This window comes from Tessaracoccus coleopterorum, from assembly GCF_011174705.1.
GTDB classification, from domain to species: domain Bacteria; phylum Actinomycetota; class Actinomycetes; order Propionibacteriales; family Propionibacteriaceae; genus Arachnia; species Arachnia coleopterorum.
Map to the genome: position 1 here is coordinate 429,756 of NZ_JAANIJ010000001.1, position 13,891 is coordinate 443,646.

The window sequence follows — 13,891 nt, forward strand, 5'->3', positions numbered from 1 at the left end:
GCGTCAGGGTCGATCCCACGGTGGTGGCGAAGCCGAGGGCCGCGGCCCGGTCGGCGCCGATCCCCGTCGCATCCGGCGGGGCATCCCCGGCGAAGACGATCAGGCCGACCGCGCCCACGTCGGCGGGTTCCCGGCCCACCGTGACGGCGAGGTCCCTGACGGGGAGCGAGAAGGCGGGATACGGGGCTGCGTGCGACATGGGTTCTCCCCCTTGAACGGCGTGATCCGCTTGTGGGGGCGACGCTACGGCATCGCCGCCCCGCACGGGAGGATTCCGGCGCAGGCGGTTCGGGGTTTGGCGGGTTCCCGGGAAGGGTCGCCCCCGACGTCACAGGAGGTGGCGCAGGAACCGTCCGGTCGCCGACCCCGCGTTGGCGGCGATGTCCTCCGGGGTGCCGGTGGCCACCACGGTGCCGCCGCGGGATCCGCCGTCGGGGCCCATGTCGATCACCCAGTCGGCCGACTTGATCACGTCGAGGTTGTGCTCGATGGTCACGACGGTGTTGCCCGCGTCGACCAGACGCTGCAGCACGGCGAGCAGCCTGCGGATGTCCTCGAAGTGCAGGCCCGTGGTGGGCTCGTCGAGCACGTAGAGGGTGCGGCCGGTGGAACGCTTCTGGAGCTCCGCCGACAGCTTCACCCGCTGCGCCTCACCCCGGAGAGGGTGGTGGCCGGCTGCCCGAGGCGCACGTAGCCGAGGCCGACCTCCGTCAACGTCCGCAGGTAGCGGGCGATCGAAGAGATCGGCGCGAAGAACTCGACGGCCTCCGAGATGGGCATGTCGAGCACCTCGGCGATCGTCTTCCCCTTGTAGTGCACCTCGAGCGTCTCGCGGTTGTAGCGGGCGCCGTGACACACCTCGCAGGGCACGTACACGTCGGGCAGGAAGTTCATCTCGATCTTGATGGTGCCGTCGCCCATGCAGTTCTCGCAGCGGCCGCCCTTGACGTTGAAGGAGAACCGGCCCGGCTGGTAGCCGCGCACCTTCGCCTCCGGCGTCTGCGCGAACAGGTTGCGGATCTTGTCGAAGACGCCTGTGTAGGTGGCCGGGTTGGAGCGTGGGGTGCGGCCGATCGGCGACTGGTCGACCTGGATCACCTTGTCGATGTGCTCGAGGCCCTCCAGCTTCCGGTGCCTGCCCGGCACGGCCTTGGAGTTGTAGATGGCCTTGGCCGCGGCGGTGTACAGGATGGAGTTGACCAGCGACGACTTGCCGGATCCGGAGACGCCGGACACGGCGATGAACTGGCCGAGGTTGAACGTCACGTCGATGCCGCGCAGGTTGTGCTCACGGGCGCCGCGAACCACGATCCTGTTGCCGTTTCCGGGGCGGCGGACCTCCGGCACAGGGATGCTCAGCCGGCCCGACAGGTAGGCGCCGGTCAGGGACTCCTCATGTGCGAGCAACTCCTCGACGGGGCCGGAGACGACCACCTCGCCGCCGCCCTCGCCCGCGCCCGGGCCGATGTCGACGGCCCAGTCGGAGGCGCGGATGGTGTCCTCATCGTGCTCCACGACGATGAGCGTGTTGCCGAGGTCCCGCAGGTGGTGCAGCGTCTCGATGAGGCGCAGGTTGTCGCGCTGGTGCAGGCCGATGCTGGGCTCGTCGAGCACGTAGAGGACGCCGACGAGGCCGGATCCGATCTGGGTGGCGAGACGGATGCGCTGGGCCTCGCCGCCGGAGAGGGTCCCGGCGCCCCGGGAGAGGGTCAGGTAGTCGAGGCCGACGTCGAGCAGGAACTTCAGCCGGGCGTTGATCTCCTTGACCAGCCTCGCCGCGATCGCGGCCTCGCGTTCGGTGAGCTGAAGGGTGTGCAGGAACTCGGCAGCCTCACCGATCGACAGGTCTGAGATCTGCGCGATGTTGCGGCCCGCCACCGTCACGCCGAGCGAGGCCGGCTTGAGGCGCGCTCCCCGCAGGCTGCGCAGTTGATCTCGCGCATGTAGCCGCCCCACCGGTCGCGGGCGGAGTCGGTCTCGGCCTCGTCGTGACGGCGCCGGATGAACGGGATGACGCCCTCGTAGCGCTGTGAGAAGGAGCGGACGCGACCGAAGCGGTTGCGGTAGCTCACCACGACGTTGCCCTTTGCGCCCATCAGCAGCAGCTTGCGCACCGACGCGCTGAGCTCGCGCCAGGGTGTGTAGAGGTCGAACCCGTGCTCCTCGCCGAGCGAGGTGAGGACGTGCTCGTAGTGCGACTTGATCGTGGGCGTGGTCCACGGGGCGATGGCGCCCTCGTCGAGGGTCAGGTCGTCGTCGGGGATGATGAGCTCGGGGTCGGGATCGAGCAGCGTTCCGAGGCCGGAGCACTCGGGGCAGGCGCCCCAGGGGCCGTTGAACGAGAACTGGCGGGGCTCGAGCTCGTCGATGTTGACGTCGTGGTCGTTGGGGCAGCCCATCTTCTCGGAGAAGCGGCGCTCGCGCTCCGGGTCACCGGGCTCGAGGTCGACGAAGTCGGCGATCACCACGCCGCCCGCAAGGTTGAGGGCGGTCTCGATGGACTCGGTGATCCGCTGCTTCGCCGAGGCGCGCACGACGGCGCGGTCGACGACCACCTCGATGTTGTGCTTGCGGTTCTTGTCGAGCGTCGGAAGTTCGGTGAGCGGATGGGTGTCGCCGTCGATGCGGACGCGGCTGTAGCCGTCGCCGAGCAGTTGCCGGAACACCTCGGCGTGCTCGCCCTTGCGGCCGCGGACGAGCGGGGCGAGGATCTGGAAGCGGGTGCCCTCCTCCATGCCCAGCAGTCGGTCGACGATCTGCTGCGGCGTCTGGCGGCCGATGACGGCACCGCACTGCTCGCAGTGGGGCACGCCGATGCGGGCGAAGAGGAGGCGCAGGTAGTCGAAGACCTCGGTGATGGTGCCCACCGTCGAGCGCGGGTTCCGGCTGGTCGACTTCTGGTCGATGCTGACCGCGGGCGAGAGGCCCTCGATGAAGTCGACGTCGGGCTTGTCCATCTGCCCGAGGAACATGCGGGCGTAGGCCGAGAGCGACTCGACGTAGCGCCGCTGCCCTCGGCGAAGATGGTGTCGAACGCAAGCGACGACTTGCCCGATCCACTCAGCCCGGTGAATACGATGAGCGCGTCACGGGGCAGGTCGAGGGAGACGTTCTTGAGGTTGTGCACCCGGGCGCCACGTACTACGAGCCGATCATTCACGAGCGCCATCGTACGTGCGCGGACCGACGGTTCGAAATCCGGCGTTTGTCCGATTGTTCCGGTGGGGTCCCGCCGCGCGGATCCGTCAGGGGCGCCGACCCGGGACTTTCGGACACCGGACACCCTCGCGGGCCGACGCTGCGGCTTCGGATGCCGCCTGACCTGCGCCCCGGACGGCCGTCCACAGGCGCGACCCGCGGCAGGACTTTCGGACACCCCGATAGCATTTCGGACCTGCCGAGCCGGCTACCGGGGCGGTCTTTGGTAGCTTTGAGCCCATGTCGACCAACCGCGCCGAGTTCGCCGAGGTGGTGAACGCGGTACGCGATCACACGTCCCTGCTCCTGGGGACCACCATCGGCTACTCCGACGACGACTGGGCCGAGCCCACCAGCCTCGCGGGGTGGACGCGCAGCCACGTTGCCGCGCACCTCGCCGAGGGGCCCACGGCATGCTGCGGCTGGTGCGGGGCTCGGGGCCGAGGTGCCCACCCGGATGTACGAGTCGGCAGCAGCCAAGCAGAGGGCGATCGAGATCGGCGCCCTGACGAGCGGGCTCGACCTCCAGATCCGCCTCGACACGAGCGCGAGCGAACTGCAGAACGAGTTCGCGGCCCTGGAGGACGACATGCGTCCCGTTACCCTGCGGCTCGGGTATCGCATCCCCGCCTGTCAGATCCCGCTGGCAAGGCTCGGCGAGGTGGTGTTGCACCACATGGATCTCGGAAGCCAGTTCTCGACCGCCGACCTGGCCCCCGACCTCGCCGTCGCGCTCCTCGCCTTCCATGTCGACCGCGTCGGTCGTCGCGACGACTTCCCCCGCTGCGGCTGGTCGCCGACGAGGGCTACGAGGGCAGCGTCGGCCGCTCCGGCGTGCCCACCCAGCTCAACGGCCCGGCAGGCGACCTCGTCGCCTGGCTCGCGCGGGGCACCGAATCGTCGCGGATCTTCCGTTCCACAAAGTCGGAAACCTGAGGCCAGTGAACCAACCGACACCGGCTCCTCACCACCCCGGGCCCGGTTCGGGTGCCGCACCGCAGTTCGTTCCGGGGCCGCAGCGGCCAGGGCCCACCGGCCCACCCGGTCAGCAGCCACCCCCGGGTGGCGCCCCGGCCCGCCGGAGCAGGGACCGTCCCGGCCGTGGACGGCACCGCGTCCGGCGCCTTCGACCCGGAAGTGGATCATCGTCGGGGCGTCGATCTGGCTTGCGGCGACCCTGGTCACCGTGTTGATCCTCGTGGCGACGCTGCGTCCCCTGCTGCACGACCCCTTCGCGACGGCCGCGGTCGGCGACTGCATCACCCTGTACACGTCGGAGGACGCGCCCGGCGAGACCATCGCCTGCGACGACACCGTCAACTACTCCGTGCTGGTCACCGGAATCGAGGCCCCGCAGGGCTGCGGGTACGAGGAGGTCTATTACGAGGTCCGCGACTGGCTCGGCTTCGGGACGACGTGGAACGCGTCACCTGCCTGATCCCCAACTTCATCGAGGACCGGTGCTACGACGTCTACGACGAGGACCTCTTCGACTTCGAGCTCGTCGACTGCACCGGCGCAGACCTGCGGGTCACGACCGCAGCGGTGGCCACCTGGATCGACTGCGCAGGCGACGAGGAACTCTGGGCATTCGCCCGCGCGGAACGCTCCTACTGCCTGGACTGGAGCTGACGCTGCCTCTGGGCGAACGACGGCGGTTTCGTCGGGGCCGCGACTAGGCTGGCATCCATGCGTCCAGTGGAAGAGTTGCAGCGCCAGGTGGCGCCGCTCGAGGTGATCTCCGAGTTCAAGCCCTCCGGCGACCAGCCGCGCGCCATCGAGGAGCTCGAGAAGCGGATCAACGCCGGCGAGAAGGATGTCGTCCTGCTCGGCGCCACCGGAACGGGCAAGACCGCCACCGTCGCCTGGCTCGCCGAGCGCCTGCAGCGTCCCATGCTCGTGATGCAGCCCAACAAGACGCTCGCGGCCCAGTTCGCCAACGAGTTGCGCGACCTGCTGCCCAACAACGCCATCGAGTACTTCGTCTCGTACTACGACTACTACCAGCCCGAGGCATACCTCCCCAGACCGACACCTACATCGAGAAGGACTCCTCGTTGAACGAGGAGGTCGAGCGGATGCGGCACGCGGCCACCAGCTCCCTGCTCACCCGCCGCGACGTCATCGTCGTGGCCACCGTCTCCGCGATCTACGGCCTCGGCACCCCGAGGAGTACCTGCAGCAGCGCGTCACGCTGCGGGTCGGCGATGAGTTCGACCGCGACCAGTTGCTCCGCCACCTCGTCGACATCCAGTACGCCCGCAACGACATCGGCGCGGGCCGCGGCACCTTCCGGGTGAAGGGCGACACCATCGAGATCTACCCGATGTACGAGGAGAACGCGCTGCGCGTCGAGTTCTTCGGCGATGAGATCGAGCGCATCGCCACCATGCACCCCTGACGGGCAATGTCATCCACGAGGAGGACGAGGCCTACGTGTTCCCCGCCACGCACTACTCGGCCGGCTCCGAGCGGATGGACCGGGCCATCGGGGCATCGAGATCGAGCTCGCGGAGCGGCTCGCCCAGTTCGAGGCCGAGGGCAAGCTCCTCGAGGCGCAGCGGCTGCGGATGCGCACGAGCTACGACATCGAGATGATGCGCCAGATCGGCACCTGCTCCGGCATCGAGAACTACTCGCGCCACATCGACGGGCGCACCGCCGGGTCGGCGCCCAGCTGCCTCATCGACTACTTCCCGGAGGACTTCGTCCTGATCGTCGACGAGTCGCACGTCACCATCCCGCAGATCGGCGGCATGTACGAGGGCGACGCCTCCCGCAAGCGGACGCTCGTCGACCACGGCTTCCGGCTGCCGAGCGCCATCGACAACCGGCCCCTGAAGTTCGACGAGTTCGTCCAGCGGATCGGGCAGACGGTATATCTGTCGGCAACCCCGGCCCCTACGAGATGGAACGCAGCGACGGGTTCGTCGAGCAGATCATCCGCCCCACCGGGCTGGTCGACCCCGAGGTGGTCCTCAAGCCCACCAAGGGACAGATCGACGACCTGATGGCCGAGGTGAAGCTCCGGGTCGAGCGGAACGAACGCGTGCTGGTGACGACGCTCACCAAGAAGATGGCCGAGGACCTGACCGATTACCTGATGGACCACGGCATCCGGACGCGGTACCTGCACTCCGACATCGACACGATCCGGCGGATCGAGCTGCTGCGGGAGTTGCGGCTCGGCGAGTACGACGTGCTGGTGGGCATCAACCTGCTGCGTGAGGGCTCGACCTGCCCGAGGTGTCGTTGGTGGCGATCCTCGACGCCGACAAGGAGGGTTTCCTGCGCTCCGAGAGGTCGCTGATCCAGACGATCGGCCGGGCCGCGCGAAACGTCGCCGGCCAGGTGCACATGTACGCGGACAAGATCACCGACTCGATGGCCGCCGCGATCGACGAGACGAACCGTCGGCGTGCGATCCAGGTGGCGTACAACACGGAACGCGGGATCGACCCGCAGCCGTTGCGGAAGCGGATCGCGGACGTGTCGGACATGTTGGCTCGTGAGGACGCCGACACGGATGCGCTGCTGGACTCGGCGAAGCAGACCGGTGGGAAGAGGGGCTGGACACCTCCACCATGGCCACGGAGGACCTCACCCGGCTCATCGCCGACCTCACCGATCAGATGCACCAGGCCGCCGCGGAGTTGCAGTTCGAGGTCGCGGCCAGGCATCGCGATGAGATCTCCGACCTCAAGAAGGAGCTGCGCGGCATGATCGAGGCCAACAAATAGCCCGCGTCGCCCTCTCCCGGGTCCCCTCCGGTGGCCCCGACTGGAAAAATCGGCCAGTAGCCGATTCTGATCGGTCCGGCTGAAACTAACGGCCACTGACCCGCCCGCACCCATGTCCCCTTGCCTCTCCTTCCGTGCCGGGTTGCTCGAGCCGACGGTGACGGGAGGCGGCCTCCGGTGCGTGACGCCGCCTCCCCATTTCCGACCACCAAGGCTGTGCCGACCGGTGACGTCGGAGCGACCCGCATCCGCTAGGCTGTGCGCGTCGACGCGGGAGAACCGACCCCGTGCCGGTGCCGAAGGAGCAACCGCCCGGAAACTCTCAGGCCCCAGGACCGCGCCGACATGGGAACTCTGGAAAGAGGCCTCCGGGCCCGCCGAAGGATACGAAGATCTCAGGCAACCGCGACAGAGGGGCTTAGGGTGTGAACCACACCCGACGGCGCCGCTCGCGGCAGAAGGGGTTCTCCTGTGTCACTGAAGACCACCGCGCTCCACGCGCTCCACACCGAACTCGGCGGCCGTCTCGTCGACTTCGCCGGCTGGGAGCTACCGGTGCAGTACACCGGCGGCATCGCCGAGCATCAGCACACCCGCGCCTCCGCATCCCTGTTCGACGTCTCACACATGGGCCAGGTGGTCGTCCGCGCCCACACCGGCGAACTCGCCGACGCGGCGCGGGCCCTCGAAACCCTCATCCCGGCCAGCGTCGCCGGGCTCGCCGAGGGCAGGCAGCGCTACGGCCTCCTCACCACCCCGGACGGCGGCGTCGTCGACGACCTGATGTTCGCCAACCGGGGCGACCACCTCCTCGTCGTCCTCAACGCGGCCCGCACCGACGTCGACATGGCGCTGCTCACCACCCTCGACGGCGTCACCGTCGAACTGCTCGACGACCGGGCCCTCCTCGCCCTGCAGGGCCCCTCGCCGCGACGGCGCTCGAGCGACTCGTTCCCGGCGCGGCCGCCCTCACCTTCATGGACTCGGTGACGCTCAGCTGGGACGGCGTGCCCGTCTGGGTATCGCGCTCGGGTTACACCGGCGAGGACGGCTTCGAGATCTCGGTGCCGAACGACTCGGCCGACGCCTTCGCCCGCGCGCTCCTCGCGATGGACGAGGTCGCCCCGCCGGGCTCGGCGCCCGCGACTCCCTGCGCCTCGAGGCGGGCATGCCCTCTACGGCCACGAGCTCTCCGAGTCCATCTCGCCCGTCGAGGCCGGCCTCGGCTGGGCGATCCCGAAAGTCCGCCGCCCCGGCGGCTCCCGTGAAGGCGGCTACCCGGGAGCCGACGTCATCGCGGCCCAGCTCGCCGACGGCGCTCCCCGCGAACGGATCGGTCTCAGGATCGAGGGCCGCGCGCCTGTCCGCGAGGGTGCCCCGTGTTCGCCGACGCCGACGCCACCGAGCCGATCGGCGTCGTCACCTCGGGCGGCTTCTCCCCGTCCTCGGCGCCCCCGTCGCCATGGCGCTCGTCGAGGCCGGCTCCGCGGGAGCGACCGTCCACCCGGAGGGGCGCGGCAGGCGCGTCACCGCCACCGTCGTCCCCATGCCCTTCGTCCCCCACAACTACCACCGGTAAAGGAAGCCCCATGCTGAAGTTCACCCCGACCACGAATGGCTCGACGCGTCCGGTGAGGACGTCGCCGTCGGCATCACCGACCACGCCGCGAGCGAACTCGGCGACATCGTCTTCGTCGAGCTGCCCGCCGTCGGCGACTCGGTCAGCAAGGGCGACGAGGTCGTCGCGATCGACTCCACCAAGGCCGCCTCGGGCATCAGCGCCCCCATCGACGGCGTCATCACCGCCATCAACGAGGAACTCGTCGACGCCCCCGAGACGGTCAACACCGACCCGATGGGCACCTGGTTCTTCCGGATCGACCCGACCGACCCGGCTCAGCTCGACGACCTCCTCGACGAGGCCGCCTACCGCGCCCTGATCGGCTGACACCTGTGCCGACCTGGGAGCCCACCGCCTACGACCCCGACGACTTCGCCAACCGGCGCCACATCGGCCCGAGCCCGGCCGAGATCGACCGCATGCTCGACGCACTCGGCGTCGCCTCCGTCGACGAGCTGATCGACCAGGCCGTGCCGACCGGCCTGCGCCAGTCCGAGCCGCTGGGTTGGGCCCCATGACGGAGGGCGCCGTCCTCGGTGAGCTGCGCCGACTCGGCTCGCACAACGCCGTCCTCACCTCGATGATCGGGCAGGGCTACCACCAGACGGTGACCCCGCCTGCGATCCAGCGCAACATCCTCGAGAACCCCGCCTGGTACACGGCCTACACGCCGTACCAGCCGGAGATCGCTCAGGGCCGCCTCGAGGCGCTGCTCAACTTCCAGACGATGGTGATCGACCTCACCGGCCTCGAGGTGGCGGGCGCGTCGCTGCTCGACGAGGCCACCGCCGCCGCCGAGGCGATGGTGATGGCGTTCAACCACGCCAAGGGGAAGCGGTCGCGGTTCTTCGTGGCCGACGATCTCCACCCGCAGGTCCGCGCCGTGCTCGCCACCCGCGCCGTCCCGTACGGCATCGAGATCGTCAGCGGCCCGGCCGACGGCGCCGCCCCGACGCGTCGTGGTTCGGCGCCATCGTCGCCTATCCAGGCACGTTCGGGCACCTGCGCGACCACACCGCCCTCTTCGCGGCCCTGCACGAGGTGGGCGCTCTGGCGATCGCCGACGCCGACCTGCTGTCGCTGTGCCTGGTGCGGGAGCCGGGCGCGATGGGCGCCGACATCGCGGTGGGTTCGGCCCAGCGGTTCGGTGTGCAGCCCGGTTACGGGGCCCGCACGCCGCGTTCCTGGCGTGCCGCGACCAGCTGAAGCGCATCATGCCCGGCCGCCTGGTCGGCGTCTCGAGGGACGCCAACGGCAACCGCGCCTACCGCCTGGCGCTGCAGGCGCGTGAGCAGCACATCCGCCGCGAGAAGGCCACGTCCAACGTCTGCACCGCGCAGGCGCTGCTGGCCGTGATGGCCTCCTTCTACGCTGTCTTCCACGGGCCGGCCGGCCTGCGGGCGATCGCGCAGCGGGTGCACCTGATGGCCGTGACGCTGGCCGACGCGCTGCGCGCCGGTGGCGCCGACGTCGAGACGGAGCACTTCTTCGACACCATCACCGTGAAGGTGGGGGTGGGGCAGGCGGGCATCCTGGCCGCGGCCGAGCAGCGCGGGATCAACCTGCGCAAGGTCGGGCGCGACCGCGTCGGCATCGCATGCGACGAGACCACCACCTTCAAGGTGCTGAGCCGGGTGCTCGACGCGTTCGGCATCGGCCCCGTCACGGAGTTGGCGACGTCGCCGTCGATCCCCGACGACCTGCTGCGCGGCAGTGACTACCTGACGCATCCGGTGTTCCACATGAACCGGGCCGAGTCGGAGATGATGCGCTACATGCGTCGCCTGAGCGACCGCGATCTGGCGCTCGACCGGGCCATGATCCCGCTGGGTTCCTGCACCATGAAGCTGAACGCGGCGGCCGAGATGGCGGCGATCACGTGGCCCGAGTTCGCCTCGCTCCACCCGTACGCCCCGCGCCGTCAGGCGTCGGGCTACCTGCAGATGATCGAGGACCTCTCCGACAAGCTGTGCGAGATCACCGGCTACGACGCGTTCTCGATGCAGCCGAACTCGGGCGCGCAGGGCGAGTATGCGGGCCTCATGACGATCCGCGGCTACCACGCCTCGCGGGCGAGGAGCGCGACGTCTGCCTGATCCCGACGTCGGCGCACGGCACCAACCCGGCGTCCGCGTCGATGGCCGGGCTGAAGGTCGTTCCGGTGCGGTCGGCCGACAACGGCGACATCGACGTGGCCGACTTCGAGGCGAAGGCCGCCGAGGCGGGTTCCCGGCTGGCGGCGGTGATGATCACGTACCCGTCGACGCATGGCGTGTTCGAGGACACGGTGCGGCGCGTGTGCGAGATCACGCACGGGCACGGCGGTCAGGTCTACATCGACGGCGCCAACATGAACGCCATGGTCGGGCTCGTCAGGCCCGGTGACATCGGCGGCGACGTCAGCCACCTGAACCTGCACAAGACGTTCGCGATCCCCACGGCGGCGGTGGCCCCGGCATGGGCCCGATCGGTGTGAAGGAGCACCTGGCGGCGCACCTGCCGTCGGATCCGGGCACCGGCGAGGAGGGTGCCGTGTCTGCGGCGCCGTTCGGCTCGGCGTCGATCCTGCTGATCTCGTGGGCGTACCTCGCGCTGATGGGCGGCTCGGGCGTCACGCAGGCGACGCGCGCGGCGATCCTGAACGCGAACTACCTCGCCACCAGGCTCTCGGAGGCGTACCCGATCCTGTACCGGGGTGAGACGGGACGGGTCGCTCACGAGTGCATCGTCGACCCGCGTGGGTTCGCCGACCACGGCGTCACCGTCGATGACATCGCCAAGCGCCTGGTGGACCACGGGTTCCACGCGCCGACGATGTCGTTCCCGGTGCCGGGCACGCTGATGATCGAGCCGACGGAGTCGGAGCCGCTGGCCGAGCTCGACCGGTTCGTGACGGCGATGCTGGACATCGCGCGGGAGGCCGACGACGTCGTGCAGGGCAGGATCGCGGCGGAGGAGTCGCCGCTGCGCCGCGCCCCGCACACGACGGAGGATCTGGTGGCCGAGTGGGACCGCCCGTACTCGCGGGAGGTGGGCTGCTTCCCGCCCGGGTCGTTCCGGGTGGATAAGTACTGGCCGCCGGTCGGCCGGGTCGACAACGCGTTCGGCGACCGCAACCTGGTGTGCGCCTGCCCGCCGTGGGAGGGCTCGCCGGAGGCATAGGAGTAAGACCTACGCACAAGGGGTCCGGAGGCGGTGGCAGCAGCCACCGCCTCCGACCTGTCTGGGAGACGGGCAGCCCGACCCGGCGCAGGAACCCGAGCCGAGTTGAGCCCACCTGCGTGTGGTTGAGTGCCTGCCCATCGTCGGGAGTGGTTTCGACACGGGCGACGTCTCGTACCTCGCCGCCGGCCCGGCTCAACCGACTGCCACTGGCCGACCCCGACGAATAGCCCGCCCCGGCGCGGAAACCCGACCACAGCAGGGAAGCCGGCCCCAGCAGTCGGTTGAGCCTGCCCCGCGCGAAGCGCCGGCCGTGCGACTCGGGTTGAGCCGGCCCCAGCGCGAAGCGCCGGGCCGTGCCGAAACCAACCACCCCGACACGGTGCAGAGACCCCGACCACAGCCAGAAGCCCGACCACAGAAGTCGGCGCCCCTACGAGCACACCCGGTTCGACCGACAGCCCAGGGACCCTGACGCCCTAATCTCCCCAACGGAGCGTCCTCGAGAGGCGCAGCCGTGACTCTTCACTCAGGACCTTCGGCATGGTTCTTCGTCCCCTCTTCGCCAACTCGTGCAGGTCGTCCCACCGGCCCTCGATCAGCGCGATCCGTTTCTCTCGCGACCACCCCTGGGCCTGCTTCTCGAGCTCGAACGCCTCATCGATCCGCTCAAACTCCCCGCCCACACCAGGATCAGCGGTCGCCTCCTCTTGGTGTACTCGGCGCCCCTCCCGGCACGGTGCTGCGCCAGCCTGCCTGCCAGGCTGCGGGTCGAGCCGATGTAGAAGGAACCATCGGCACACTCGAGAATGTAGGTGAATGCCATGCAGACACAGTCCGGCAGAAGCGTCGGAACGCAACATTGTGCCCATGTCCTGTGGATTGTGCGCGGCCCGAACCGACACCGACGACCCGCCTCGGCGGAACCACCTCAAGCGACATGAGCCCGTGTGATCCGTCAGCCGATCCTTCTGACCCGTTCCCACACGTCCAGCACCCCGTCGCGCGCCGCGTCGGACGCGGCCGCGACGGCGCCCGTGACCACCACATCCGCCCGAGTTCGGAGAGCACCAGTTCAGGCGCCGGCAGGTCCAGGTCGGTCGGAAGCGCGTCGCGGGCCGCGGCCACGACCTCGGCAGCCCCGCCGAGATCGCACCGGAAATCACCACCTGACCCGGGTCGAACATGCTTCCCAGCACGCTCACCACCCTCGCGAGCACGTGGCCGACCCCTCGGCGATCCGCATCGCATCCGGGTCTCCCCCATGCGCCAACTCCAGCACCACCCTGGCGTCGATGGCCTCCGCGGGCAGCGCGGCGAGCGGCCCCGCCGGGTCGAGCTCGCCCCGCTGAAGGGCCTCGACGGCGCGGGTCGCGGCGAGCACGCCGAGCCCGTCGGCCGAGCCGACCCCGACGACGTGGTCGAAGGCCACCATCTCCCCCACCCCGCCGTGCGCGCCGCGCAGCAGGTGGCCGTCCACGACGACCCCGGCGCCGAACCGGCTGCCCGCGAGCAGCGAGATGTAGTCGCGACAGCCGACGGCGGCGCCCACCGCACCCTCGGCGACGGCCGCGAGCGAGGCGTCGTTCTCGACCCGCAGGATCGGGCCCATCCGAACGCGTCGACAAGGCCCGGATTGGTCCGTTCCCAGAAGCCCGAGCGGTGCCGGGGCGACCGCCCCGCAGAGTTCACCGGGCGGGCACCCCGGCACAGAGCGACACGACGTCGGAGCGTGCCCGGCCGGCCACCCCAGCGCCTCGTCGACGACGGCAACGATGCGCCCGGCGCGTTCCACCGCATCGAGCGCCTCGGGCACCAACTCCACCCGGACGGTGGCAAGCGGCCTCGACCGCAGGTCGGTCACGACGACCACCAGATGCGACTCGCCGGCATCGATGCCGACGAGCACGGCGGCCGACGCGTCCAGCACGAACCTCCGCGCCGGCCTGCCCTTCCGGTAGTCGCCGACGGCGCGGGCGTTGGGCAGCTCACTGAGCAGGCCGAGCCCGGTCAGCGTGTCGAGGGCGTCGATGGCGGTGGACCGCGTGAGGCCGGTGGCCGCCATCGCGTCGCTCGCCGTGAACTCGCCGACGTCCCAGGCGTGGGCGAGCAGCGCGTCGAGGCTGGCGGGGCGCTGGGCGCGCTGGGCGATGTTGTCACTGGGTGTTGA

At 70.0% G+C, this 13,891-nt stretch carries 9 protein-coding genes, 5 pseudogenes and 2 riboswitches; of the genes and pseudogenes, 11 read left to right on the top strand and 3 right to left on the bottom strand.

All coding sequences use genetic code 11. The features are described from left to right. Window positions 1-328: 328 nt before the first annotated feature. Window positions 329-3,169, bottom strand: a pseudogene (uvrA, locus tag G7085_RS02750) (excinuclease ABC subunit UvrA). Window positions 3,170-3,438: 269 nt separating this feature from the next. Between uvrA and G7085_RS33930 the strand changes: the two are divergent. The 11 genes and pseudogenes from G7085_RS33930 to G7085_RS29225 all read left to right on the top strand — a co-directional run bounded on the left by G7085_RS33930 (window position 3,439) and on the right by G7085_RS29225 (window position 11,721). Continuing rightward, complete coding sequence (locus G7085_RS33930) at window positions 3,439-4,134, top strand: maleylpyruvate isomerase N-terminal domain-containing protein (protein ID WP_197509889.1); 696 nt, start codon at window positions 3,439-3,441, stop codon at window positions 4,132-4,134. Window positions 4,135-4,384: 250 nt separating this feature from the next. Further along, window positions 4,385-4,636, top strand: coding sequence for a hypothetical protein (locus G7085_RS33935; protein WP_197509890.1), 252 nt, complete (start codon window positions 4,385-4,387; stop codon window positions 4,634-4,636). Continuing rightward, on the top strand, window positions 4,615-4,830 hold the full coding sequence (locus G7085_RS02765) for a hypothetical protein (RefSeq protein ID WP_197509891.1): 216 nt from the start codon (window positions 4,615-4,617) through the stop codon (window positions 4,828-4,830). Before G7085_RS33935 ends, G7085_RS02765 begins: the two co-directional genes overlap by 22 nt. Window positions 4,831-4,887: 57 nt before the next feature. Further along, window positions 4,888-6,938, top strand: a pseudogene (gene uvrB / locus G7085_RS02770) (excinuclease ABC subunit UvrB). Window positions 6,939-7,199: 261 nt separating this feature from the next. Next, a riboswitch (glycine riboswitch) is annotated at window positions 7,200-7,286 on the top strand. A gap of 4 nt (window positions 7,287-7,290) precedes the next feature. After that, window positions 7,291-7,352, top strand: a riboswitch (glycine riboswitch). 57 nt (window positions 7,353-7,409) lie between these two features. After that, window positions 7,410-8,206: pseudogene (locus tag G7085_RS23580) on the top strand (hypothetical protein). Window positions 8,207-8,589: 383 nt separating this feature from the next. Beyond that, complete coding sequence (locus G7085_RS02785) at window positions 8,590-8,886, top strand: glycine cleavage system protein H (RefSeq protein ID WP_331715912.1); 297 nt, start codon at window positions 8,590-8,592, stop codon at window positions 8,884-8,886. 5 nt (window positions 8,887-8,891) lie between these two features. Further along, entirely contained in the window at window positions 8,892-9,077 is a 186-nt protein-coding gene (locus G7085_RS31880; RefSeq protein ID WP_331715432.1) for a hypothetical protein, read from the top strand. Then, a pseudogene (locus G7085_RS29210) lies at window positions 9,074-9,433 on the top strand (glycine dehydrogenase (aminomethyl-transferring)); the annotation flags it as partial. The gene G7085_RS31880 and the pseudogene G7085_RS29210, both read left to right, overlap by 4 nt. A gap of 128 nt (window positions 9,434-9,561) precedes the next feature. After that, window positions 9,562-10,655: pseudogene (locus G7085_RS29215) on the top strand (hypothetical protein). 41 nt (window positions 10,656-10,696) lie between these two features. Beyond that, entirely contained in the window at window positions 10,697-11,035 is a 339-nt protein-coding gene (locus tag G7085_RS29220) for a hypothetical protein (protein WP_269451751.1), read from the top strand. After that, window positions 11,017-11,721 carry an aminomethyl-transferring glycine dehydrogenase gene (locus G7085_RS29225; RefSeq protein WP_269451752.1) on the top strand — a complete coding sequence of 235 codons (705 nt, stop codon included), beginning with the start codon at window positions 11,017-11,019 and terminating at the stop codon, window positions 11,719-11,721. Before G7085_RS29220 ends, G7085_RS29225 begins: the two co-directional genes overlap by 19 nt. A gap of 598 nt (window positions 11,722-12,319) precedes the next feature. Here the strand turns inward: G7085_RS29225 and G7085_RS02795 are convergent. Continuing rightward, window positions 12,320-12,547: a GIY-YIG nuclease family protein gene (locus G7085_RS02795; protein ID WP_231979163.1), complete on the bottom strand. Its 228-nt coding sequence runs from the start codon at window positions 12,545-12,547 to the stop codon at window positions 12,320-12,322. Window positions 12,548-12,922: 375 nt separating this feature from the next. Then, window positions 12,923-13,786, bottom strand: a complete 864-nt coding sequence (locus tag G7085_RS02800; protein WP_197509893.1) for an ROK family protein — start codon at window positions 13,784-13,786, stop codon at window positions 12,923-12,925. Window positions 13,787-13,891 lie beyond the last annotated feature (105 nt).

What these genes read in the sequence shown, in the direction of transcription:
- G7085_RS33930 (WP_197509889.1), top strand. Translation starts at nt 3,439, where the DNA reads ATGTCGACCAACCGCGCCGAGTTCGCCGAGGTGGTGAACGCGGTACGC.
- G7085_RS29220 (WP_269451751.1), top strand. Translation starts at nt 10,697, where the DNA reads ATGGCCGGGCTGAAGGTCGTTCCGGTGCGGTCGGCCGACAACGGCGAC.
- G7085_RS29225 (WP_269451752.1), top strand. Translation starts at nt 11,017, where the DNA reads ATGGGCCCGATCGGTGTGAAGGAGCACCTGGCGGCGCACCTGCCGTCG.
- G7085_RS02795 (WP_231979163.1), bottom strand. Translation starts at nt 12,547, where the DNA reads ATGGCATTCACCTACATTCTCGAGTGTGCCGATGGTTCCTTCTACATC.
- G7085_RS02800 (WP_197509893.1), bottom strand. Translation starts at nt 13,786, where the DNA reads ATGGCGGCCACCGGCCTCACGCGGTCCACCGCCATCGACGCCCTCGAC.